The sequence below is a fragment of the Acinetobacter sp. I-MWF genome, from assembly GCF_025433935.1.
Lineage (GTDB): Bacteria > Pseudomonadota > Gammaproteobacteria > Pseudomonadales > Moraxellaceae > Acinetobacter > Acinetobacter guillouiae.
On sequence record NZ_JAMBAR010000001.1, the window covers coordinates 1,180,968 to 1,204,893 of the forward strand.

Consider the following 23,926-nt stretch of genomic DNA (forward strand, 5'->3'; position numbering starts at 1 on the left):
TATGTGAAGCAAACTTTTCGTTGGATTTAAAACAAGCGCAACAACAGATTGTAGTGATTAAATCGGTTGTTTGTCGTGAGGTGGCTCAACCATGATTACTTTAAAAAAAATAATACCCGCAGGTCTATTATTCTCTGGATTGATATTGATTACTGCTCAGAGTCAGGCTGATTGTTTTATTACCTCAAGTGGTAATGTTTCTATGGGTACGATTTCATCTATGACGCTGACGGAGCAAGGAACTAAATCCCATCAGTTTAGTGCAGGATTGAGGTGTGATGGGTTTAGTTTGGCTTTTGCGAATATGACTTATTTGAAATATCGTGTTAACCAAATACCAGACAATTATGTAAATAGCCTGACGGGTGAAACTTTGATTGTCAATTATTTGGATACTAATAATCAAGCAATTAGTCTGGGTAAAGAAATTGATATGAGTACGTTTACTCTCCTTAAAATCTTTTCTGGCGTAGATGGCTCTTTACCATTTTATGCTGAAATTAACCCAGGACAGACTGTATCACCTGGGAGATATACAGCGAACAAACCTTTTAAAGTCAAATGGTATTACTCTGTACCTTCCGTCGCAGCGCTCGGGATTGGAGTCTTTTTTGAAAGTCCAGCTTTTTGGCGTGGTGGTCTAATTACTGCTTTCAATTGGGGTACTGGCTATGATGCAACATTGAACTTATATATTGATGTTTTACCAGATTGCCGGATCACGACCAATGATGTGAACTTTGGAACGGCTCCATTTGCTGATGTCTTTACACCAGTGCAAACTTCTATAGGAGTCCGTTGTTCAGTATATACGCCTTATCATGTAGGTTTAAATAATGGTCTCTATCCACAAAGTGGTAATCAGCGTGCAATGAAGGCGAGCAATAGTAATAATTTTCTACACTATGAGATTTATAAAAATGCAAGCACTGAGCGTTGGGGGAGTATTGGCAATGAACGCTGGTCAAGTCTCGAGGCGACAACCAACCCAGGTCAGCATCATACCAACCAGCAGGGGTTTGCTTTCACCACAAAAATTCTGGATACAAATCCAGTCAATTTACCGGCTGGTAATTATTCAGATACCGTAACGGTAAATGTTGAGTTTTGATCAGTTAAAGCCATAGTAATAAATTTTATTATGGTTTTATTTAAAGAGTAAATTCATAGATTGTTTTTGCTCATACTTAACATAAAAAATCATTAAATATATTGTTTTTTATAAAAATATATAGCGATTTATTCTCTATTTAGAACATTTCTTAAAATTACACATCATAAATATGCAAGTGTATTTATTTTCTTTGATGTGTCTTTGTTATGTGAAATTTAAATAAATTAAGCATATTTTAAAAGAGTATAGGATTTTTTTAAGGAAACTAGCATTGGCATAATATTTGTTTTATTTTTGTGTTTTTACCAATTTTTTGTGGTTGTAATTTGTGCTTTAATTTTTAATTAAAGTATGGATTTAAATAATTATTTATTATAAGTGTGAATAATTTGCTTACATGCTTTAAATTCTATACGTGTTTTATACATGTTTATTTTTATAAAAAATATTTAATATAAATGTTATTGTGAATTGAAGAGGGTTCATTGTGCGTGCTTATGCATATTTTAGAGTTGAGGAACTTTCAGTGAACGAATTTAATTATGCTGATTATATTCTTGGATATGGTTATGAAATACCACAAAATAAGCTTGTATTTGAACAAGTAAAAGTGGGTATACCGTTAGAGTTTAGGCATAAGCTTATAAGTTTAATTAATTATACACTGGAAAGTGGAGACCTCTTATTAATCGATGGAATAGATTCTTTAGGTAGTGATTTTAAAGAAATATATTCTACTGTCAATTTTATTTTTAAAAAAGGAATAAGGTTAGTATGTTTAGAATTTTCAAAAAAGGAAATAAAAGGAGATATTAAAAAAATTTTCTTTCATTTTTTAAAAATATGTTCTGATTTTGATGGAAAACTACAATCGGAGAAAAGAACTGGAAATAAAAAGATAAGTAAAGTAGGTCGCCCTGAAATTTTAACTAAAACTCAGAAAAATGAAGTTTTAGAAAGATTTAAAAATGGACAGAGTGTCTATTCTTTAGCGAAAGAGTATGAAGTTACAAGAACAGTCATTCAACGACTACTTGCTAAATCATCAGACACTATTATTGGTGAGGAATAAAATGAATACAAATACTAAAATCAGTCGGCTGGTTGCCGCAAAACAAAAAGGTAATCTAGATAAAGTTGTGGTTGTTCAGCTTAAGTATTGTTTGAATAATAAATATAGGATTCTAGATAAAATGAACGAAATTGAAATAAATTCCGTGAGTGGAACAATAAATTATAAAATTCTGAAAATTGAATATGATGAGGAGAGGGTTACTTTTCTATATGGTCTTACTCCTTATATTTTAGAAATAAATCATGATCGATCTTGTTAGTTTTTAATTTAAGTTTTTGTTTGTAATTTTTTTAATATTTATTTTGGTTGTTTGTTGGGGTTTGAATATTTTAATATGGTTGGTGTTTAGGTGTTTAGGTGTTTAGGTGTTTAGGTGTTTAGGTGTTTAGGTGTTTAGGTGTTTAGGTGTTTAGGTGTTTAGGTGTTTAGGTGTTTAGGTGTTTAGGTGTTTAGGTGTTTAGGTGTTTAGGTGTTTACATAGGCAGCTTAGAAATGTTACCGCTTCAAGAATTGATGCAGCTAAGCGTTCACTGCCACATAGGCAGCTTAGAAAATGGTGAGATTAAATGTCGATTCTTCCCTAATGTTCACTGCCACATAGGCAGCTTAGAAATAAAAAACAAATAAAACAAAATATAAGTTACCGTTCACTGCCACATAGGCAGCTTAGAAATCGTTAGCCATGTCAGGTGCCAAGAGATCTAAGTTCACTGCCACATAGGCAGCTTAGAAAACATGCAATACCTAGCTTGTCTAAATTACCGTGTTCACTGCCACATAGGCAGCTTAGAAATGTTGACGCTACAGATTCACAAAAAGAATCTAGTTCACTGCCACATAGGCAGCTTAGAAATTCACAAATTAGAATGGTATCGGTTACATCACGTTCACTGCCACATAGGCAGCTTAGAAACTCATCAATCAAACGCTTAATATTCTTGTGTAGTTCACTGCCACATAGGCAGCTTAGAAATACATGGAATAGATGTTAATGAGTACAGAAAAGTTCACTGCCACATAGGCAGCTTAGAAAAGTTGAAGCCGTACCAGTTGCAAAGCTAACCGGTTCACTGCCACATAGGCAGCTTAGAAATTTACATCAATCCAAGTTTGGAGTAATGCAGGGTTCACTGCCACATAGGCAGCTTAGAAAATATGTAGATAGTCGCTGCAATGAAAAAACATGTTCACTGCCACATAGGCAGCTTAGAAAACAGTTATTTAAAGATATTTGCCATGGGTTAAGTTCACTGCCACATAGGCAGCTTAGAAATTTAATGTCTTGCACGGGATAGCCAATAAGGCGTTCACTGCCACATAGGCAGCTTAGAAAATACTCGACCTTCGTCATCCATCTCAAACTCAGTTCACTGCCACATAGGCAGCTTAGAAAAATACAGAGTGGTATACACCAGCGCTTGCGAAGTTCACTGCCACATAGGCAGCTTAGAAAAATATAGATAGCGTCAGAAACGTCATACATGCGTTCACTGCCACATAGGCAGCTTAGAAATATCGTTGGTCAAATCGCTTGTGACTCAGCAGGTTCACTGCCACATAGGCAGCTTAGAAAATCTGAACTTCGCTGAACTTCAATTGCACCAAGTTCACTACCACATAGGCAGCTTAGAAATATTTCTAAAGACACACTTGATCTTAGAAATTGTTCACTGCCACTAAGGCAGCTTAGAAACAGAAAATGTTTTTCAAATTCCAGCTCAATGTGTTCACTGCCACATAGGCAGCTTAGAAAACCAACGATGACTTTTGATTCAGTCTTTTCACGTTCACTGCCACATAGGCAGCTTAGAAATGAGTGGATTGCAAACATAACTGCGCTTCAAGGTTCACTGCCACATAGGCAGCTTAGAAAGTTACAGACCATCCCACCATTTTTAAAACATAGTTCACTGCCACATAGGCAGCTTAGAAAAAAGACGGTTTGCATGGTGAGCTGATCCATCGGTTCACTGCCACATAGGCAGCTTAGAAAAGCACTATCATTACCTTGAGCGTGATCATGCCGTTCACTGCCACATAGGCAGCTTAGAAATGTTGAAACATCAAAGCAATACGTCACATTAGGTTCACTGCCACATAGGCAGCTTAGAAAAAAAAAGTCAGGACGTAAGGGTAAGGCTAGGGTTCACTGCCACATAGGCAGCTTAGAAATGTACCCCTATTGGCAAGTGTAATTGTGCTTCGTTCACTGCCACATAGGCAGCTTAGAAATTCACTACCCAACTCTGCCCCTTGACCTTGAAGTTCACTGCCACATAGGCAGCTTAGAAATTCATCAATCTCACGCCATAAATGCACATACGGTTCACTGCCACATAGGCAGCTTAGAAAAGCAGCATTAATGATGAAGCATGGTAGCCGTGGTTCACTGCCACATAGGCAGCTTAGGAATGTGTAAGAATTCTATAAACCGAAATATATTGGTTCACTGTTGCGTAGGTATGGATTGGATGTTTGGTCAGTTGAAAAGATGATTCTGATATTAAAGAAATACATTATAGGTTGAAATATATTTTTGCTTATTTTATATTTGGATAAATAGAACAATATTTGTTCTATTTATCTAAGGAGAGGTAAAAAATGTCTAATAAATCAACGCATGTTGTGCCAAATCCAAAAGGTGGTTGGGATATTAAACAAAGTGGAGGAGAAAGATCATCTGGTCATTTTGATACAAAACAAGATGCTATTGATCGCGCTAGGACTATTAGTGAGAATCAAAAAACTGAGTTAGTTATTCATAATAAAGATGGAAAAATTTCACAGAAGGATAGTCATGGAAATGATCCATTCCCTCCTAAAGGATGATAATACTTTCTACAAAATTAGTAGCTTAGAAATATAAAGTATTCCTTTATAGGTTTGTTTACTGCCATATAGGCAGCTTAGAAAATAAAGATTGGCAGCAATAAAAATCTTGTTTAGTTGATTGTGGAAAGGTTTGGAATCACAGGTTAATTAGAAATATTTTTTAAAATAGCAATGGGATTATTGAATTAATATAACTCTGGGGTTATATTTTACTCATCAAGACAGATGGAGTTGAAATGAAAAGTCTGGAATTGATTAAGATGATTGAAGCAGACGGTTGGTATGAGGTTAGGGTTAAAGGTAGTCACCACCATTTTAAACACCCGACCAAAGAAGGTCTGGTCACAGTACCTCACCCTAAAAAAGATTTACCAGCTGGAACTGTTAAAAGCATTTTAAAGCAAGCAGGTCTTGAGTGACCCACTGCATCCAAACTTCATTTTCTCCAAAAGAGGTGAGTATGTTATATCCAATTGCAGTAGAAAAAGGCTTGAATGATGAAGCCTATGGTGTAATTGTTCCTGATATTCAGGGATGTTTCTCTGCGGGTGATACTTTTGAAGAAGCATTAAGCAATGCGAAAGAAGCAATTGCAGATCATTTGGAGATTCTTGCAGAAGATGGCAAAAATATTCCTTTGGCATCAGAAGTGAGTAAATTTCTTAACGATGAAGAGTTTAAAGGCTTTATCTGGGCAGTTGTAGATGTTGATGTGAACCGTTATTTAGGTAAGGCTGAAAAAATTAATGTCACTTTACCAAGTCGCTTAATTTATCTCATAGATGATAAAGTGGGTAAAGATAAGCAGTATAAATCCCGTTCTGCATTTTTAGCAGCTGGTGCCGAAAAAATATTGCAAGCTTCATCATAGCTAACCAAAAGACCCACTCAATTGAGTGGGTTTCTGAATATTTAAAGAAAAGAGAATGAGTATTAAAACTAATACTCAGCAAGAGGCAAAACATTTTTAAAAAGATCACTGTTCACTGCCTTATAGGCAGCTTAGAAATTTATGGAAGATATAGAGCTTTCGAAAGGAAGGTTCACTGCCATAATAGGCAGCTTAGAAAATATAGCCTTTTCCAGCCATACCGATCCCATTGTTCCCTGCCGAGTAGGCAGCTTAGAAATGCATAATGTTGCTCTGGTGAATTATCATGAAGTTCCCTGCCAAGCAGGCAGCTTAGAAAAAACACCTGAAACCATTCAAGCCGCTGTTACAGTTCACTGCCGCATAGGCAGCTTAGAAATTATGCAAACTTAGGCACTCAAGCGAGTGGCTGTTCACTGCCACATAGGCAGCTTAGAAATGTAGACGGTATCTACCACCACAGTCGTGCTAGTTCACTGCCACATAGGCAGCTTAAAAGAAGCCAACAATACACACATATTAATATGTTAACTATTTCACATTTTAATTTGAAAAAATATTTATATGATTTTTAATATTAAAAAGTTGAATATTGTATAGAAAAATAAAAATATTCATTCCTTAAACTCATATATAAACATCATCATTGGGCATCTTAACTGGGTTATTTTTCAAACATTGGTCAGTGGGAATTCTAAATTTAAGCGAAATATTAATCAGTAAAATAGTCGTTAAAGCATTGCTGTTCCTTGGTCTTTGGACATTGTAAGAGGGTGAAGGTGAGTTGTGATATCGCTGTTTTTTTGCCTGAATTTCGAAGCACACACAGCGAATTTCAAAGCAAATTTACTTAATCAAATGACATAAAACGATGATTTATTCTCATGTGATTAATTCAAAATTTACGCTGAAATAACGTGAATTTTGTTTTTATGTAAAAAATTTACAAAAAAAAATACTTTAAATAAAACTGAAATATGAATGTAATAAATATTTAATATATTGAAATTTATAATAAAAATATTTTTCTCAAAAAATACAAATTTATATACACTTGTATCTATTTAATACATAAAGTGTGACTTTGTTTACATTTTTATCTCAGTGTGCATAATACCCATCGATCTAAACGAATCATTTTTTTGTCTGTATAGGATACTTGGTATGAAAAATACTTTTTTAGCAGCATCAGTTTCAATTTTAGCAATGTCTAGTGCTTTTGCAGCAGACGGCACAATCACAATCAATGGTCTAGTAACTGACAAAACTTGTGATATCGTAACTCCACAAGGTAAAGATTTCACTGTAACGCTTCCTACAGTATCTAAGCAAACTCTTGCTAAAACTGGTGATATCGCGGGCCGTACGCCATTCACAATTAATTTGGCTAACTGCTCTGAAGGCAAAGTTGCAACTTATTTTGAACCAGGTTCAACAGTTGATTTTGGTACTGGTCGTTTAAATAACACAGATGCAACTGGCGCGAAAAACGTTCAAGTTCAATTGTTAGGTTCAAATAATCAATTCATTCCTGTACTTGCTGCTGGTGCTTCTGGCGCGCAAACTAACTCTCAATGGGTAGATGTTGCGGACAAAGGTGCAGCTGATCTTAATTACTATGCTGAATATTATGCAACTGATGCATCTGCTGCTGGTAAAGTAACAACGTCTGTTCAATATACTATTATCTATCAATAATTTTTTATTGAATGGTACGGAGCTAGGTTGTCTAGCAACCTAGCTCTTTTACTTTATTTTAGATATAGAGATAATCGTTATGTTCTTGAATCATTCCTTTCTTAAAAAAGGTTTACTCGCATTTTTAATTCCGTTTGGTGCAGCGAATGCTGAAATCATCATTCATGGTACTCGTGTTATCTATCCATCTGATGCACGTGAAATTACTTTACAGGTAAGTAATAACGGAAATAATCCTGCATTGGTTCAAGCATGGATTGATGAGGGAGATGCGAAATCTACGCCAGATCAATCGAAAGCGCCTTTTATGATTACACCGCCTATATCGCGTGTGGAAGCTAAAAAAGGGCAGTCTTTACGTATTACCAGTTTGCCAAATGCAAATGAGTTAAGTAAAACTCAAGAAACGCTCTTTTGGTTAAATATTCTCGATATCCCACCAAAGCCTTCTGCGAAAGATCAGAATGTTGTACCAGATAACTTTTTACAACTTGCGATTCGATCGCGTATTAAGTTTTTTTATCGCCCAACTGGACTTAAAGAAGATGTCGCTTTGGCACCTGAAAAATTACAGTGGAGCAATAACGGTACTCAGTTAACCGTAAAAAACCCAACACCATTTCACATTACTTTGACTTCTATTATGCAAGATCAATCAGGCAAACGTGTTGATTTGATTTCACAAGGTTTAATGTTGAAACCATTTTCAGATGGAACGGTGAGTTTAAAAAATTCCAATGTCGCTAAGATGACCTTTACCACAATCAATGATTATGGTGGTCGTGTAGAGCGAAATATTAAATTTTAATAGATTGAACAAGTCTTTAAATTTCTTCAATGCAAGAAATTTAAAGCACCTTCGCAATGATGATTTAATCATTTCATTTATCTGAGAGTAAGCGAGTAAAAAAACCTATTCATTTGTTGATAGGCAGACTTCTTTATGCAAAAAAATGAACAAAGCTACAAGTGGATCAAGCGACATATTAGTTACTATGTGGCTTGTGGGGTTATTACGCTCAGCATTCCTGCTTTAGTTAATGCATCTGAAACTGACTTAAAAGAGGCTGAAAAGTCTCCGACTGCTGCAGAAGCAGAATTTGATTCGGCTTTTTTAATTGGCGATGCCAAAAAGATAGATGTAAATCGCTTTAAATATGGCAATCCTGTGTTACCAGGTGACTATAATGTGGATATTTATGTCAATGGTAACTGGTTTGGTAAACACCGTATGGTGTTTAAAGCGACTGAAAATAATCAAAACGCTTTTACCTGCTTTAGCTCAAACCAATTATTAGAATACGGCGTTAAAGCAGACGTGTTAAAAAAAGGCGAAAGTTTTGCTTTGACTGGTTGTCAGAAAATCGAACAGTGGGTTGAAGATTCGTTTTATGAATTTGATACTTCACGTTTACGTGTCGATATTTCGATTCCACAAGTTGCGATGCAAAAAAATGCGCAAGGCTATGTCGACCCTAGTGTTTGGGATCGAGGGATCAATGCTGCATTTCTTTCCTATAATGCCAGTGCATATAAAACATTTAATAAAGTCCAAGGTGGCGAAGAAACTACCAATGCATTTACTTCGATAACGGCTGGTGCAAATTTAGCTGGTTGGCAATTGCGCCATAATGGTCAATGGCAATGGCAAGACCGCACCACCACAGATAATCAATCTAAATCAAGTTATGACGCGATTAACACCTATGTGCAACGTGCATTCCCGCAATACCGTGGTGTATTGACTTTAGGTGAAAGCTTTACCGATGGTGAAATCTTTGATTCATTTGGTTATCGTGGTTTCGATTTTTCCAGTGATGATCGTATGTTACCCAACAGTATGATTGGTTATGCACCTCGTATTCGCGGTAATGCAAAAACCAATGCCAAGGTTGAAGTACGTCAGCAAGGTCAATTGATTTATCAAACAACGGTTGCACCAGGTAGTTTTGAAATCAATGACCTTTATCCGACAGGATTTGGTGGTGAACTTGAAGTTTCTATTTTAGAAGCCAATGGTGAGATTCAACGCTATTCAATTCCTTATGCATCTGTTGTACAAATGCTCCGTCCAGGAATGAGTCGTTATTCTGTGTCAATGGGGCAATTCCGTGATAAAGATATCGATCTAGATCCTTTTATTGTGCAAGGGAAATATCAACGCGGTATCAATAACTCGATCACGGCTTATGGTGGTGTACAGTACTCTGAAGACTATTCAGCAGTAACATTAGGCAGTGCTTTTGCAACACCGATTGGCGCAATTGCACTTGATGTAACGCATTCACAAGCAGATTTTGAACGTCGTAAAAGTGAAAGTGGGCAAAGTTTCCGTATCAGTTATAGTAAATTAATTACCCCAACAGATACTAATTTGACCTTAGCTGCATATCGTTATTCTACAGAAAACTTTTACAAGTTACGTGATGCGATATTGGTACAAGACCTTGACAATAAAGGTATTAGCTCAGCTCACGTAGGTAAACAGCGCAGTGAATTTCAGATTACCCTGAATCAGGGGTTACCACGTGATTTTGGCAATATTTATGCAACTGGTTCGTGGGTAGATTACTGGAATCGTCAGGAAACAACCCGTCAGTATCAAGTCGGTTATAGCAATAACTATCGTGGTTTGACTTATGGTTTGTCTGCAATTAAACGTATTGTTGAAAACAATGCCACAAGTATCAGCAATAGTGATACTGAGTATATGTTGACCATGTCCTTACCACTTTCATTTAAGAAAAGCTCAGCGAACCTTAACTCGATTATGACGCAAGATAATGCGACCGTTGGTGTGAGTGGTGTGGTTGGCGATCGTTTTAACTATGGTACATCTGTATCGACGCGCTATGGTGATAATCCGAGTGCCAATTTAAATGCTCAGTATCGCACTAACTACGCGACTGTTGGTGGGTCATTCAGTGCTGCTGACGGTTATCAACAAGCCATGTTGACTGCACGTGGTAATATTGTTGCTCATCCTGACGGTGTCTTGTTTGGACCAGATCAGGGGCAAACCATGGTGTTGGTGTATGCACCTGAAGCTGCTGGTGCAAAAGTGAATAATGCGACAGGTTTAAGTATCAATAAATCTGGTTATGCGGTGATTCCGTATGTAACACCATATCGTTTAAATGACATTAGCCTTGATCCTCAAGGAATGTCGACAGATGTTGAGTTAGATGGTACAAGTCAGCGTATTGCACCCTATGCAGGTTCAATATCACAAGTGAGTTTTGCAACGAAAATTGGTAAAGCAATTTATATTCGCAGCAAAAAACAAAATGGTGAAACTTTACCTTTTGCAGCAGAAGTATTTGATACAAAAGGTGAAAATATTGGAATGGTTGCGCAAGGAAGTATGGTTTATTTAAGAACCAATACTACAGCAGACTCGGTTACAGTGAAATGGGGCGAAAATGCCAACGAGCAATGCCACATTCAATATGATGTTTCTGCGCAAGCAGCAGACAAAAAGCAAAATATGATTATGGCGGAAGGTGTATGTCAATGAACGGTAAAGTTTTAAATCGTATTCTCTTGCTCATTGCTGGGACTGTGAGTTCAGGCGCATATGCAACTTGTGCACCTCAGCGTGGATTTACCCCGCAAGATGTGAGCATGTCTGTTGGTCGTGTTGTGGTGAGACCAAGTGATGCTGTTGGAACCATTTTACGTAAAGCAACATTTCCAATTTCATCAAATGGATCTACTTATTATTGTGATTATTCGGCAGGCACAATTGAAGCCGTATTGCAGCAAAGATATCCTTTAAGCCCATCAGGCAACTCAATTTATAGTACCAATATTGAAGGGATTGGTATTCGTCTATACCGAGAAGCGGCAGATAATTCTAACTTTTCAGGTTATTACCCTTATACCAGAAGTTTATCTAGAAATACCACCTATCGTTTATCACCTGGATATTTCGTTGTAGAAATTGTTAAAACCGCACCATCCACAGGATCAGGTGCATTGGTCCCTGGACAATATAGTCGCTATAACGTGATTGGTTATCCGAATCAGCCTTTTTTAACCAGTACGGTATATGGTAATGCGATTACCATTGCTTCTTCATCATGTGAAATCCAAGGCAATATTAATAAAACGGTGACACTTCCAACGGTAAACAAGGTTGATTTTAAAGGTGTAGGTTCAACGCAAGGCGAGCAAGCCTTTGATCTCAACATTTTGTGCAATGGTGGAAAAAACCCAACGGGCTATGAAGAAAGCAATAAAATCAGTCTAAGCTTTGATTATGATGCTGTAACCAATACCACAAATGTCATTAGCAATAATGCTGCTGCGGGAAGTAATGCATCAGGTGTTGGCGTACAATTGCTTTCACAATATAAAAATTCGAATAAAGTGATTGCTAAAAATGACAAGCTAGAATTAGGCACATTAAAGTCAAATGATAATATTCAATACAATGTGCCAATGACTGCACGTTACTATCAGACTGCAACCAAAGTGATGCCTGGAAAAGTACGAGCTATGGCAACCGTCACAATTGAATATGATTAATTGACGTGAATCATATTTTTTAAAATTATTTTTTTATTTATTGATTGGAAAATCTTGTATTAATAATAAGGTTATGTAATTAATTAACTACACCATTTCTTTAGAGGGGAATGAGATGGAGTTAAATAAAAAACTATCCTTTTTATTAATAACATTTACAACGATATCGAGTTTAAGTTTAGCCACTTATGCAGAGGAGATTCATTTTCAAGGGCAGATTGTAGAATTTACATGTGAAAAGGATTCTAATAATTCTAATTGCAAAGCGATTGATAATACGATTGATGTGCTGAGAAAAACCACCACAATAGATAGCTTTAATTTCAACAACTTAGTTGATAAGAAGACCAATGGTGTAGCGCATTTAAAAATTCAAGATTTAGAAAGTGATCAGCATAAAATACTGGTGGTAGATTATTATTAAGCCTATTAATTTGTGATATAAATAACATAAATTAAAAATTATGCTGTGTGATAAGTTAAAATATAATCTGATTATTTTAGTTGGATTATATTTTAATTTGTATTAAAAATAATCGAATTTTAAACTGTTTTAAATCTTTGTATATTATTTTATCGGTTGAACGGTTTTATTTAATATATCCATAAAGGTTTTTAAGATAATATTGTAATTTTTTCCTTTGTGGGTAATTAGACATATCGGCGTACTGTAATGCATTCTCTCTTGTAAAATCGGTTGCATTAAACCATCTTGAACCCATTTTTTCGCATAATGATCGGGTAAAAACCCCATAAATTTTCCTGAAAGGATCAGAAAGGCAATACCTTCTCGGTCACTGGCAGTGGCTGAACAGTTCAACCGTTGATGTAACTTCATTGCATCGGGGGTAATGGCGTAATTTGGAAGAACTGTATTGCATCGTTTTAAGTCATCTAAACTTATTTTACCTAAATGCTGAAAGAGTGGGTGGTTTTGTCCACAATAGAGTGAAGACTCTTCGTTATATAAATGAAAATAATCGAGGCCTGACAATGGACTCACCAACGGAATCGCACCAGCGTGTAAGCGGTTGTCTAAAACACGGCACTCAATATCTGACAGTGTGCTCATACTAATATTAATAACCACCTCAGTATTTTCTTCCGCAAGCTGCGCCAATGTATTGGTGATATAAGCACTGGGCATCGTGACTAAGTTATTAATAATCCCAATATTAAATTCACCTTTGAGCTGATTATGCATTTGATTAATTTTGGCACGAAAGTCCTCAATCGAAGCAGTCAGTACTTCAATATATTCTAAAACTTCCCGACCTTCATCGGTGATGGAGAAGCCTGCTCGGCCACGTTGACAGAGTCGAATCCCTAAGCGATTTTCCAGATCACTCATATGCAAACTAATCGCAGAACGGCTAATCCCAAGGATACTTTCGGCAGCAGTGAAGCTGTGACAATCACAGACTGTTTTAAATATTTTAAGTAATTTTATATCAAAATCAGTAACTTGATTTAATTTTTTGGGTTTCATTTAGTTTTGCTTTTTTATATCTAAACTCAAGATATTTTGAATTTATCAAAACTATCTTGCTTTGTACACTCAAGAGATAACCACAAAACAAGAAGAGTACTTATGTTTGATATCGATACATCAAATGACCGCGATGACGCATTGGAAGCCAGTCAGTCAAATGAGCAGATGAATTTAAATTATCAAGCTCATTGGATGCCATTTACTGCAAATCGTAATTTCCATAAAGATCCGCGCATGATCGTGGGTGCAAAAGGATCATATTTAATTGACAGTACTGGACGTGAGATTTATGACTCATTATCAGGGCTATGGACGTGTGGTGCAGGGCATACACGACTTGAAATCCAACAGGCTGTAAGTAAGCAATTGGCAAAATTGGATTATTCACCTGCATTCCAATTTGGACATCCTTTATCTTTTCAATTGGCTGAAAAAATTGTTCAGCTAATGCCTGAAAAACTGCAACATGTCTTTTTTACCGACTCTGGTTCAGAGTCTGCCGATACTGCGATCAAGATGGCACGTGCCTATTGGCGCATTCAAGGCAAACCAAGCAAAACCAAATTGATTGGACGAGCGCGTGGCTATCACGGTGTAAACGTGGCAGGAACCAGTCTAGGCGGCATTGGCGGAAATCGTAAAATGTTTGGTCAATTGATGGATGTGGATCATTTACCTCATACCTTACAAGCGCATTTAAGTTTTACCAAAGGCTGTGCAGAGACGGGTGGGGTTGAGCTGGCCGATGAAATGCTCAAACTGATTGAATTACATGATGCTTCTAATATTGCAGCAGTGATTGTAGAGCCTGTTTCAGGTTCAGCAGGCTGTATCGTGCCACCAGTTGGTTATTTACAACGTCTAAGAGAAATTTGTGACCAACATGATATTTTACTGATTTTTGATGAGGTGATCACTGGCTTTGGGCGTATCGGCAAATGGACTGCGGCTGAACATTTTGGGGTTACACCAGACCTTTTGACCTTTGCTAAACAGATTACTAATGGCGCCATTCCGTTAGGTGGTGTGGTGGCAAGCCGTGAAATTTACAATGCATTTATGCAGCAAGACCTACCTGAACATGCCGTTGAATTTACTCATGGCTATACCTATTCGGCTCATCCTGTTGCTTGTGCCGCTGCTCTCGCCACGTTAAATATACTCGAAAATGAAAATTTAATTTCCCAATCCGCTGGCTTAGCACCAAGCTTTGAAAAGTTTGTTCATGAATTAAAAGGTTCACCTCATATTGTCGACATCCGTAACTGCGGATTGATTGGTGCCTTGCAATTGGCACCACGTGATGGTGATGCCACGATTCGCGGTTTTGAAATAGGAATGAAACTGTGGAAAGCCGGTTTCTATGTGCGTTTTGGTGGGGATACCCTTCAGTTTGGTCCAATGTTTAACAGTACAGAAGCGCAATTAAGCAGCTTGATGAATGCAGTAGGTGAGGTACTTTATCAGGTGAAATAAATAGAGTGTGCCTCTAAGTAAATCAATATGGAACAGCTAGACAATAGACAAGGAAAAGTAATGAACAATTTAGAAAATTTTAGTGGTGGCGAGCTGTCTAATAGCGAAACAGTTGAAGCTGTACAACCGAACACGCTGGTTGGGCATTTTATTCAAGGGGGACTTGTAAGCAAGACCTCAAGAACACAAGCTGTATATCATCCAGCCACTGGTGCGATCAGCAAAGAAGTTGCGCTTGCAGATAGCGACTTAGTCAATCAGGTGGTTGACATTGCACAACAGGCTTTTCCAGCATGGCGTGATACACCAGTGATTAAACGTGCACGAGTGATGTTTAAGTTTAAACAACTGCTTGAAGACAATGCTGAAAAACTCTGTGAGTTGATTGGGCAAGAACATGGAAAAATTTGTCATGATGCACAGGGCGAGTTACAACGCGGAATTGAAAATGTTGAATATGCATGTGGTGCACCTGAGTTTTTAAAAGGTGAATACTCAAAAAATGTTGGCCCAGATATTGATTCATGGAGTGAATTTCAACCTTTAGGTGTGGTTGCTGGGATTACGCCATTTAATTTTCCAGCAATGGTGCCATTGTGGATGTTCCCTATGGCGATTGTTTGCGGAAACTGCTTTATTTTAAAACCTTCTGAAAAAACCCCATCCGTAGCATTATATTTGGCGGAACTACTTAAACAGGCGGGTTTACCCGATGGTGTGTTTAATGTCATCAATGGTGATAAACAAGCAGTGGATGCCTTATTACATCATCCAAATATTCAAGCGATAAGTTTTGTTGGTTCAACCCCGATTGCTGAATATATTTATCGTACAGCAACTTCGACAGGCAAGCGCTGTCAGGCTTTAGGTGGCGCAAAAAATCATGCCATTATCATGCCTGATGCAGATATCGATAATGTGGTGAACTCATTATTGGGGGCAGCTTTTGGCTCATCTGGTGAACGCTGTATGGCTTTGTCTGTTGCAGTGGCAATTGGCGATGAAATTGCTGATTTGGTGATTGAAAAGCTTAGCCACGAAATGCAACAACTCAAGTTTGGTCATTATGCAGATCAACAAAATGACTTTGGACCGCTCATTTCGCAAGCACATAAAGATAAAGTTCAAGCTTTTATCCAAAGTGCTGAACAGCAAGGTGCTAAAATCGTTGTTGATGGTCGTGATGCCAAACCTGTCGGTTATGAAACTGGATTTTTTGTTGGCCCGACGCTGATCGATCAAGTTTCAACAGACATGACCAGTTATCAGCAAGAAATTTTTGGCCCTGTTTTACAGGTGATTCGCGTAGAAACCATGCAACAGGCGATGCAGTTAATCAATGATCATGAGTATGGAAATGGTACCTGTATTTATACCCGTGATGGGGAAGCTGCGCGCTATTTTACCCATCATATCCAAGTGGGAATGGTCGGGGTAAATGTGCCATTGCCTGTACCTGTTGCATATCATAGTTTTGGTGGCTGGAAGCGTTCGTTATTTGGTGACTTGTATGCTTATGGGCCAGATGGGGTGCGTTTCTATACGCGTCGTAAAACCATTACCCAGCGTTGGCCAGCTACACACGTTCGTGAAGCCAAGCAGTTTTCAATGCCGACTTTAAATTAATTTTTGCTGTATAGAGGGAAGATCATCGATTTTCTCTCTTTTGAATAAGGATTTAATAATGTAATTCACGATTTTAAAAGTATTTTTAAGGAATAAAATATGAATGGTGTTAAAACAACAAAATTAGGTGAAGGACTTTCCAACCGACATATCACGATGATTAGTATCGGTGGCGTTATTGGTGCAGGTTTATTTGTCGGCTCTTCAGCTGCAATTGCCAAAGCAGGTCCTGCTGCTGTACTGGCTTATATTATTACCAGTATTATTGTTTTTTTGGTGATGCGTATGCTCGGTGAAATGGCCGTTGCTCAACCAGATACAGGTTCATTTTCCACCTATGCGCGTAAAGCAATTGGCCCTTGGGCTGGCTTTACCGTGGGTTGGTTATATTGGTGGTTTTGGGTTTTGGTGATCCCTATTGAAGCAATTGCTGGTGCGGAAATTTTACATGCATGGTTTCCTCAAGTTTCAAGTGCAATTTATGCCTTTGCTTTTATTATTTTACTCAGTTTAGCCAATTTCTTTAGTACCAAAAGTTTTGGTGAGTTTGAGTTTTGGTTTGCTTTAATTAAAGTGGTTGCGATACTGCTGTTTATTGTGATTGGTGCATCGGCTGTATTCGGTCTTTGGCCTTTGGCTCGTGATGTCAGTGGTGTGGGGCATTTATTTTCAAATGGCGGTTTTATGCCGCATGGCATGGGTGGTGTTCTCTCGGCGATTTTAATTTCGGCATTTTCATTTTTTGGTGTTGAAATTCTGTCGATTGCAGCGGCAGAGTCTAAAAATCCACAAGAAAAAATTAAACGTGCCACCAATTTGGTGCTGTATCGCATCATTTTATTCTTTGTTGTTTCGATTTTTCTAGCAGTGGCTTTAGTCGATTGGCGTTCGCCTGATTTACAAAAATTGGGGACCTTTCAGTATGTCTTGGTCAGCCTCAATGTGCCGCAAACCAAATTGATTATGGACATGGTGGTGTTTATCGCGGTGGCAAGTTGTATGAATGCGGCTGTATATACTTCTTCACGGATGCTGTTTGCATTGGGGGCACGTCAAGAAGCCCCGAAAGTTGTGACTAAAATTAATGATGCAGGTGTACCAACGATCGCAGTGTTTGCTTCAACCTTGGTTGGACTGATTTGTTGCGCCGTGAATTATATGTTTCCCGGGCAAGTTTTTGGATTTTTACTTTCAACAACGGGTTCAATTGCTTTAGTGGTTTATTTAGTCATTGCTGTGTCACAACTACGCTCAAGAGCTAAACTGGAAAAAATAGGTGCTCAAGTGACCTTTAAAATGTGGTTATTTCCATGGCTGACATGGTTTGTCATTGTGGTGATTATGAGTGTATTGGGCTATATGTTTTTATCGCCTCAATATAGTTATGAAACAACTTTATCCTTAGGAGTAACTTCCATCGTGGTGATTTGTGGCTTGATGGTGACACGCAAGAATAAAACCGCGAAGCGTATGGCCGTTCATTTGGATTAAATCAGCATTGAACAGTACAGAACAACCAGCAAACTTTGTAGGTTATGGGTAAAGCCAGCACGACAAAGTTTGTTTTTTATGTATGGGCTTTTGCTTTTATCACGCCAGTCTACAAAGCAGAAAAAATAATTTAGGTTGGATGTTCTAGGTTATTTTAGCGAAATTTAGCTTGTTTTAGCTGAGTTGAACATCGTGTCTAATAAGTTCTGTTTCAAAGTTTTCATTTAGATGATGCTTTTCATTTACATCTAATGTTTTATTGATATTTTGCTTTCTCCACATAGAAGGAGAAACACCATTCCATGCTTTAAACGCACGATTAAATGAGGTTTGGTCTTTATAGGCAAGTAAGAAGGCAACTTTCGTGATGGATAGGTTTTGATTTTGGAGATATTTCTTGGCTAAATTTTGACGAATATTACTGAGGATTTCTTTAAAGGAAAGGTCTCTATTTTTTAAATATTTTTGCAGTGCTCTCGCAGAGATATTTAATGATTTGGCAATAGAGTGAATCTGGACATTATTATTTTCAAGTGCTTGTAGCATACTTAGATTAACCAATTCCAAGAAAGAATCCTCCTGAGGCATTTTACTGAGTAATATGTTGGCATGATTCAATAATATTTCTAAAAGAATAGGGTCATAGTATTTTAATTTGGTTTGCAATAAAGAATTCGGTATGACGATTCGAGTTTGCTTTGTATTAAATTTAATCGGGCAATTAAACAGTTGTTGGTATTTTTTTGTGTCATTGGGTTTGGGAATGGCAAGTTCTAGACAATAAAAAACACTTGCATCTGAATCGGTCAGTTGTTGTAAGTGGTGAAACAGGCTAGACACTTGTATTTCTTCAACGATGATGGTTTCTTCTAGATATAAACCCACTTGTAAATATGCAGGTTTATCCCATGAGATTGAAAAGTGGTTTTCCTCAATAAGCACTTTTTTGGGAATATAATTAAACCAAAGCTTTTCATATTGAGCCAGTATTTCGATATAGTCAAATAATGTATCACTCGACTGAGCCATATAAGCCACAATGCCGATATGTTTGGGCTGAACCAAAGCACCGATATCTAACCCAATACCCACTTGAGGATATTGTTTGTTGATTTCTTTTATTTTCGTGAGCCATTCGCCAAATGGTAGGTGATCATTGATTAGATATTCAGCATTGTTTGAAACATCTAAGCCTTTTTTTTTACAGAAATCGTCTAATAAAAGTGCCATTCCTTTATTAACACTTTTTATTTTAAAAAAAGTTTTCATGAATTCTCCCAATATTCATTCGATGTTTCTGTGTATTTATTTTTTATTTAAAGTAATCAAAGATTTGTCGTTATGTGTGAGGTCTTCATTTTTCTTTAAAGCGATGTGGGGATTTGAATGATGAAAATAGATAAAATTCTCCGCTATTTTTTATGCCATTCAAATGAGAAGGATGAGTTCTTAACCCTGTGCTTTAAAAAGTTTGAATACTCAATCGTATTAACCGTCAATAATAAATCGCGTTATGTGCTCAGTCATATTGAATAGAAAACTGAGCATTTGCATTTGCAATCCCTGCGAGGGCTTGTGCTTTGGTCACGATATAATTTGCATAAAAGAGTGCCGAAACATTGCCATTGATGTCTGTGCTAAAGGCTTCGCTTTTCTTGCCTAAAGGCAATCTTTTTTTATCTTGATCTCGGATTTCTATCGCAATATTTTCAGCCTTATTGGCTAAGGCATCGAGCGCTAAAAGTTCAGCATTTTCAGTATTTCGAGGTCCCTCAAAAGTGATGGTCACAGATCCATTCGGCGGACAGTTACTCATCTCAAAATGAATCGGGGTTGGTTTTGATTGACTACCAACATTCGGTAAGTCTTTGCTTGCAACACTGCCAAGCTGAATATATTTATCTTGTTCAGAACTTAACACGCCACAGGTTGCTGTCGTCACAATCCCTGAAAGTTCAATATTCACTCGACCCAGCTCTACATTACTATTTTGAGCATGAGTGATCTGATGAATATTTAAACAACATAGCAGTGTGGCAGCAGCCATATATCTTGCTCTATTTTGCATTATCGTCTCCTAATCAAAATCCACTCTGAGATATCCTCTAGATTTAAACGGACCAATGACTGGTTTATTCCCAGTGATACTGACGGGCCAAGCTTTGATGGTCACATTTGCTGGTTGTTGATTGAGATTAAACGGAATCACGCTATTGATATTATTGGGCAATAACACATTGTCATTTTGATCTGACATCTTAAAGCCAATATCTGGATTATCTGAGATCATCATATCTCCAGTGGCTTTTTCAGCCTCAAGCCGAAGTGTCAGCATTGCTTGGGCATCAATATTGGTACATTGAATCGCTAAGGTATGACTCTGTTTATTGACATTGTTGGGTTTATTGCCAGGACCCGCCTGACTAAAGGCATAGGCTGGAATTTCCCCAAACTTAATTTCTAAAAAGTCACCTGTGCCAATTTTGCAACTTTGTGGAACCGTAATAGAACCGCTGTAACTGATCTTATATACAGCGATACTTAAAGGATCTGCTGAGCCCGTTGTGACATATACGGTAAACATAGTTTTTTTCGGGATAGGCACAAAATCAATAAAGGGTTTAATCACTTTGAGGCGGAAGGTAAAGTTTGAATCCCAAATACCAAAGGGTTGCCCTCTACTTACATTGGGATCTGTACCCATCTGTACATAATTTGCAGGAGGATAAAAATCTCCCGCAAAGCTATCGGTAATTTTCATGGCACCGACCAAATAATCGTTGATCGGTAAGTATTTATAGCGATCAATGGTTTCTACCACAGACAGGTCGGAAACATAACTACGCATGGTTCTATTCCGACTAATATTGGAATTATGAGCAGGGCAGGTTCCATAAACTTGCGAAGAAAAATTCTTTTTAAGCTCTACAATTTTACCTACAGCGTTATTCGAGCTGCTGAAGCTATTGGACAGATCATAAAAAACTTCATCCACCACACCGTTTCCTTTACTGTTCCAACAGACAACTGCAAAAGATGGGGCAGACGCAAGCAACAACATACTGGAAATTAAAAGTTTAAATTTCATATGATCTCTCCTTATTGACATTCAAGATCAAATTGAATAACGGGTTTGCTGAGGTCCATGTCTGAAATATCGTAGTTTGCCAAACATTTTCCTTCAGCAGATTCGCCCCAATTGACTTCCAATGTGCCTTTGAGCGGAAGTCCAGTTAAATAAACTCGACCATCATCTGCAACGATACTGGTGGCTGAACTTTCTTTTTCGATCACACTACTTGCATACGGTATAAACTTGCCGTTATGGGATAAAGTGATGAGTGCTCTTACACCTAGACTGGTGTTAAACGTCGCTCTGGCAATTGCCCCTTTGATTGGGACGACATTTTCAACGTTATTGCTGATTTCGAGATTATTACTGAAAGTATTTGAATTGAGTGCAACACGATTGGCACGATATTCAGTGGCATAAGGAACGATGGCATAACCACGCCAATCGGTTTTAACGCCAGTATAATTTTCGATATTTACACCTTTAGCACCGGGTGCTTTGACCAAAATTGAGGTGCTGCCTAAAGGCTGACCAAAGGTAATCCCATCACGGTGCGCTAAAATACCGCCAGATGCGTTATAGGTAAACTGATTTGAGTTCTTTTCATAGCTATAACCTGCACCTACCGTACCGTAACTACCATTGTAATTTAGGCTGACTGAACCTATATCGCCTTGCTTACTGACTTGTCCCTGATTGATGCTATAACTTAAATTACGATCTTTCAGTAAGGTGCCACTTAAACCTGCCATATAGGACTCATTACCATTTGAATTTTGTGTGGTCGAAAAAGTGCTGTATGCATTTTGGATTGGATGATTGCGGAAATTCGCTTTCGGCCATAGCTTGTCCAATGGGAAGGAGATATTCATGGCATACATGGTGTCACTTTGATTAATCTCAGAATATTTGTTACGGCTGACGGAGAATGAATAATTCAATGCTTTCCATGAGTTTGCATAACCTGCTTGAACCCATTCATTTTTTTTGTTGGTATCCCAATAGGTTTGCTGATTTCCGGAGACAAATAAAGAACCATAGTTGCCAAGTGAATGCGAGATATTGACTTCAAAGCGACCTTTTTTAGAATTATATAAATTGTAGTAATCCGTAATGATCGGGGTATTGGCTTGATTTCCATCTTGTGTTTCGGAAACGTGATAGCCACTCATACGATTATAAGCAACATCATTTAAGGTATAGAAACCTTTGGTGGAATAACGATAGCCCAATAACTGGAAGGTTGTTCCAGAGCTTAATAATGATTTTGAATATAAAAAGCGCAGAGACTGCCCACTGCTCGTGGATCGATCCGCCAATTCACTGTCCGCATGAGTAAGGTCAAAAGACAGAGCACCATAATCGCCGAGGTTGGCGCCTAGACCCACCAGTGCACTCTTATATTTTTCTGATAATTGCGTACCCGCATAAACGGATATACCATTTTTTAAACCGTGAATTGCTGTTGCCTGTAGCAATGACGGATTATCTTGAGAATCCAATCCGCTACGGTACTCACCCACCACCACACTATATTTTGTACGTCCTTCACGTTGTAGCACCGGAAGGCTTGAATAGGGCACTTGAAAGCTTTGAATCGAACCGTCATTTTCTTCAATCGTAACCAAAAGGTCACCACTGATTGAGGTTGGATTTAAATCTTGGATAAGGAATGGTCCGGGTGCGACATTTACCTGATGGATTACAAAACCATTTTGTTTAATCACCACTTTTGCATTGGTTTTTGCAACCCCACGAACTGTAGGGGCATAGCCTTGCTGACTGTCTGGATACATTGCTTCAGAAGTCGACAAATGTGCGCCACGAAAACCAAAGCTATCAAAAATTTCGCTACTTGTTGAACCATCACCAATTACCAGCTGGCTTTTTAAAGGAATAATGGTTTTTTGTACATAGGTATTTAAATTATTCCATTGATTTGTGGTTTTACCGTTGTGCGAATTGGCGTTAAAACTGCCTGAATGTCGGAACTGCCATGAGCCAATATTGAGTCCATTATCCAGACGTAAAAATAAACTGTTGGTATCTGTTTTAGAGTTATCATAACCCGAAATATTATAGTTGGTATAAAAGCCGTTGATCCCTTCATCCCATTGATCGGGTGGAATATAGCCGCGAATTTGGTTGCGTAAAGACGCTTGCGGCAAGCTGATCAATAATTTTTGTTTATCAAATTGAAAGTGGCTGTTTGCACCGTCAATGATTGAAATAAAATCTACACATTGTGGGTTTGAGCTAGACAATTGCTCGTATTGGGCAATATTGACCCCAAATCCCTGCAATGTTTTGCTGTCTAAACACGGAAATAACCCTGTTGTATCTTGAATGCCTGATTTTTCAATAAAATTGATGTCGCGGGTAAACGCATATTGATCGTTGACATATACATCAACCCGGTACACGCCCGGCAATTGATGGGTCGATTTCTCAAATCTGCTCAAATCAGAAATTTGTGAATTGGATAAGTTATCTGTTAAAAATGCAGGGTTAAATACCTGTTCTGCATGACTGGTTCTTGGGACTACGATTGAAATCAGCATAGTCACTGCGATACCCACTGGATATCGCTTGATATTTCTCCTTACGCATACAACACTGTATGGCATTGAAAATAGACTATTCATAAT

Annotated in this window: 19 protein-coding genes and 1 CRISPR repeat array; of the genes, 14 read left to right on the plus strand and 5 right to left on the minus strand. The window is 37.8% G+C overall.

The window, feature by feature from the left end:
• Positions 1-91 precede the first annotated feature (91 nt).
• From M2R48_RS05650 to M2R48_RS05700, 11 genes are all read left to right on the plus strand, one after another.
• The gene (locus tag M2R48_RS05650; protein WP_262085360.1) at positions 92-1,111 is read left to right on the plus strand and encodes a spore coat U domain-containing protein; all 1,020 of its coding nucleotides are present in this window, start codon (positions 92-94) and stop codon (positions 1,109-1,111) included.
• 490 nt (positions 1,112-1,601) lie between these two features.
• Entirely contained in the window at positions 1,602-2,186 is a 585-nt protein-coding gene (locus tag M2R48_RS05655) for a recombinase family protein (RefSeq protein WP_262085361.1), read from the plus strand.
• A 1-nt stretch (position 2,187) separates the two neighbouring features.
• Positions 2,188-2,448, plus strand: coding sequence for a hypothetical protein (locus M2R48_RS05660; protein ID WP_262085362.1), 261 nt, complete (start codon positions 2,188-2,190; stop codon positions 2,446-2,448).
• 266 nt (positions 2,449-2,714) lie between these two features.
• A CRISPR array of direct repeats spans positions 2,715-4,601; the repeat unit is 28 nt; unit sequence GTTCACTGCCACATAGGCAGCTTAGAAA.
• 189 nt (positions 4,602-4,790) lie between these two features.
• Positions 4,791-5,018 carry a DUF2188 domain-containing protein gene (locus tag M2R48_RS05665; RefSeq protein WP_262085364.1) on the plus strand — a complete coding sequence of 76 codons (228 nt, stop codon included), beginning with the start codon at positions 4,791-4,793 and terminating at the stop codon, positions 5,016-5,018.
• A 239-nt stretch (positions 5,019-5,257) separates the two neighbouring features.
• Complete coding sequence (locus tag M2R48_RS05670; protein ID WP_262085365.1) at positions 5,258-5,440, plus strand: type II toxin-antitoxin system HicA family toxin; 183 nt, start codon at positions 5,258-5,260, stop codon at positions 5,438-5,440.
• Between the two features lie 41 nt (positions 5,441-5,481).
• Complete coding sequence (locus tag M2R48_RS05675) at positions 5,482-5,892, plus strand: type II toxin-antitoxin system HicB family antitoxin (RefSeq protein ID WP_262085366.1); 411 nt, start codon at positions 5,482-5,484, stop codon at positions 5,890-5,892.
• A 1,164-nt stretch (positions 5,893-7,056) separates the two neighbouring features.
• On the plus strand, positions 7,057-7,590 hold the full coding sequence (locus M2R48_RS05680) for a fimbrial protein (RefSeq protein ID WP_004819818.1): 534 nt from the start codon (positions 7,057-7,059) through the stop codon (positions 7,588-7,590).
• Between the two features lie 79 nt (positions 7,591-7,669).
• Positions 7,670-8,398 carry a molecular chaperone gene (locus M2R48_RS05685; protein ID WP_262085367.1) on the plus strand — a complete coding sequence of 243 codons (729 nt, stop codon included), beginning with the start codon at positions 7,670-7,672 and terminating at the stop codon, positions 8,396-8,398.
• A gap of 135 nt (positions 8,399-8,533) precedes the next feature.
• Positions 8,534-11,107, plus strand: coding sequence for a fimbria/pilus outer membrane usher protein (locus tag M2R48_RS05690; RefSeq protein WP_262085368.1), 2,574 nt, complete (start codon positions 8,534-8,536; stop codon positions 11,105-11,107).
• Entirely contained in the window at positions 11,104-12,120 is a 1,017-nt protein-coding gene (locus tag M2R48_RS05695; RefSeq protein ID WP_262085369.1) for a fimbrial protein, read from the plus strand. Before M2R48_RS05690 ends, M2R48_RS05695 begins: the two co-directional genes overlap by 4 nt.
• A gap of 115 nt (positions 12,121-12,235) precedes the next feature.
• Positions 12,236-12,544, plus strand: coding sequence for a hypothetical protein (locus M2R48_RS05700; protein ID WP_262085370.1), 309 nt, complete (start codon positions 12,236-12,238; stop codon positions 12,542-12,544).
• Between the two features lie 144 nt (positions 12,545-12,688).
• Here M2R48_RS05700 and M2R48_RS05705 read toward each other — a convergent pair whose 3' ends face one another.
• Positions 12,689-13,609: a LysR family transcriptional regulator gene (locus M2R48_RS05705; protein ID WP_262085371.1), complete on the minus strand. Its 921-nt coding sequence runs from the start codon at positions 13,607-13,609 to the stop codon at positions 12,689-12,691.
• A gap of 102 nt (positions 13,610-13,711) precedes the next feature.
• Here M2R48_RS05705 and M2R48_RS05710 point away from each other — a divergent pair, with 102 nt between their 5' ends.
• From M2R48_RS05710 to M2R48_RS05720, 3 genes are all read left to right on the plus strand, one after another.
• A complete protein-coding gene (locus tag M2R48_RS05710) occupies positions 13,712-15,088 on the plus strand; it encodes an aspartate aminotransferase family protein (RefSeq protein WP_262085372.1) in 1,377 nt (458 codons plus the stop codon).
• A 60-nt stretch (positions 15,089-15,148) separates the two neighbouring features.
• On the plus strand, positions 15,149-16,714 hold the full coding sequence (locus M2R48_RS05715; RefSeq protein WP_262085373.1) for a CoA-acylating methylmalonate-semialdehyde dehydrogenase: 1,566 nt from the start codon (positions 15,149-15,151) through the stop codon (positions 16,712-16,714).
• A 99-nt stretch (positions 16,715-16,813) separates the two neighbouring features.
• Complete coding sequence (locus tag M2R48_RS05720; protein WP_004819829.1) at positions 16,814-18,205, plus strand: amino acid permease; 1,392 nt, start codon at positions 16,814-16,816, stop codon at positions 18,203-18,205.
• Between the two features lie 174 nt (positions 18,206-18,379).
• Here the strand turns inward: M2R48_RS05720 and M2R48_RS05725 are convergent, their stop codons facing one another.
• The 4 genes from M2R48_RS05725 to fimD form a co-directional block, all read right to left on the minus strand.
• Positions 18,380-19,474 (minus strand): AraC family transcriptional regulator, encoded by a 1,095-nt coding sequence (locus M2R48_RS05725; RefSeq protein WP_262085374.1) that lies wholly within the window; start codon positions 19,472-19,474, stop codon positions 18,380-18,382.
• A 250-nt stretch (positions 19,475-19,724) separates the two neighbouring features.
• Entirely contained in the window at positions 19,725-20,273 is a 549-nt protein-coding gene (locus M2R48_RS05730) for a fimbrial protein (protein WP_239046181.1), read from the minus strand.
• 9 nt (positions 20,274-20,282) lie between these two features.
• Positions 20,283-21,293: a fimbrial protein gene (locus M2R48_RS05735; protein ID WP_262085375.1), complete on the minus strand. Its 1,011-nt coding sequence runs from the start codon at positions 21,291-21,293 to the stop codon at positions 20,283-20,285.
• Positions 21,294-21,304: 11 nt separating this feature from the next.
• A complete protein-coding gene (gene fimD / locus M2R48_RS05740; protein ID WP_244015385.1) occupies positions 21,305-23,923 on the minus strand; it encodes an outer membrane usher protein FimD in 2,619 nt (872 codons plus the stop codon).
• Between the last annotated feature and the right edge of the window lie 3 nt (positions 23,924-23,926).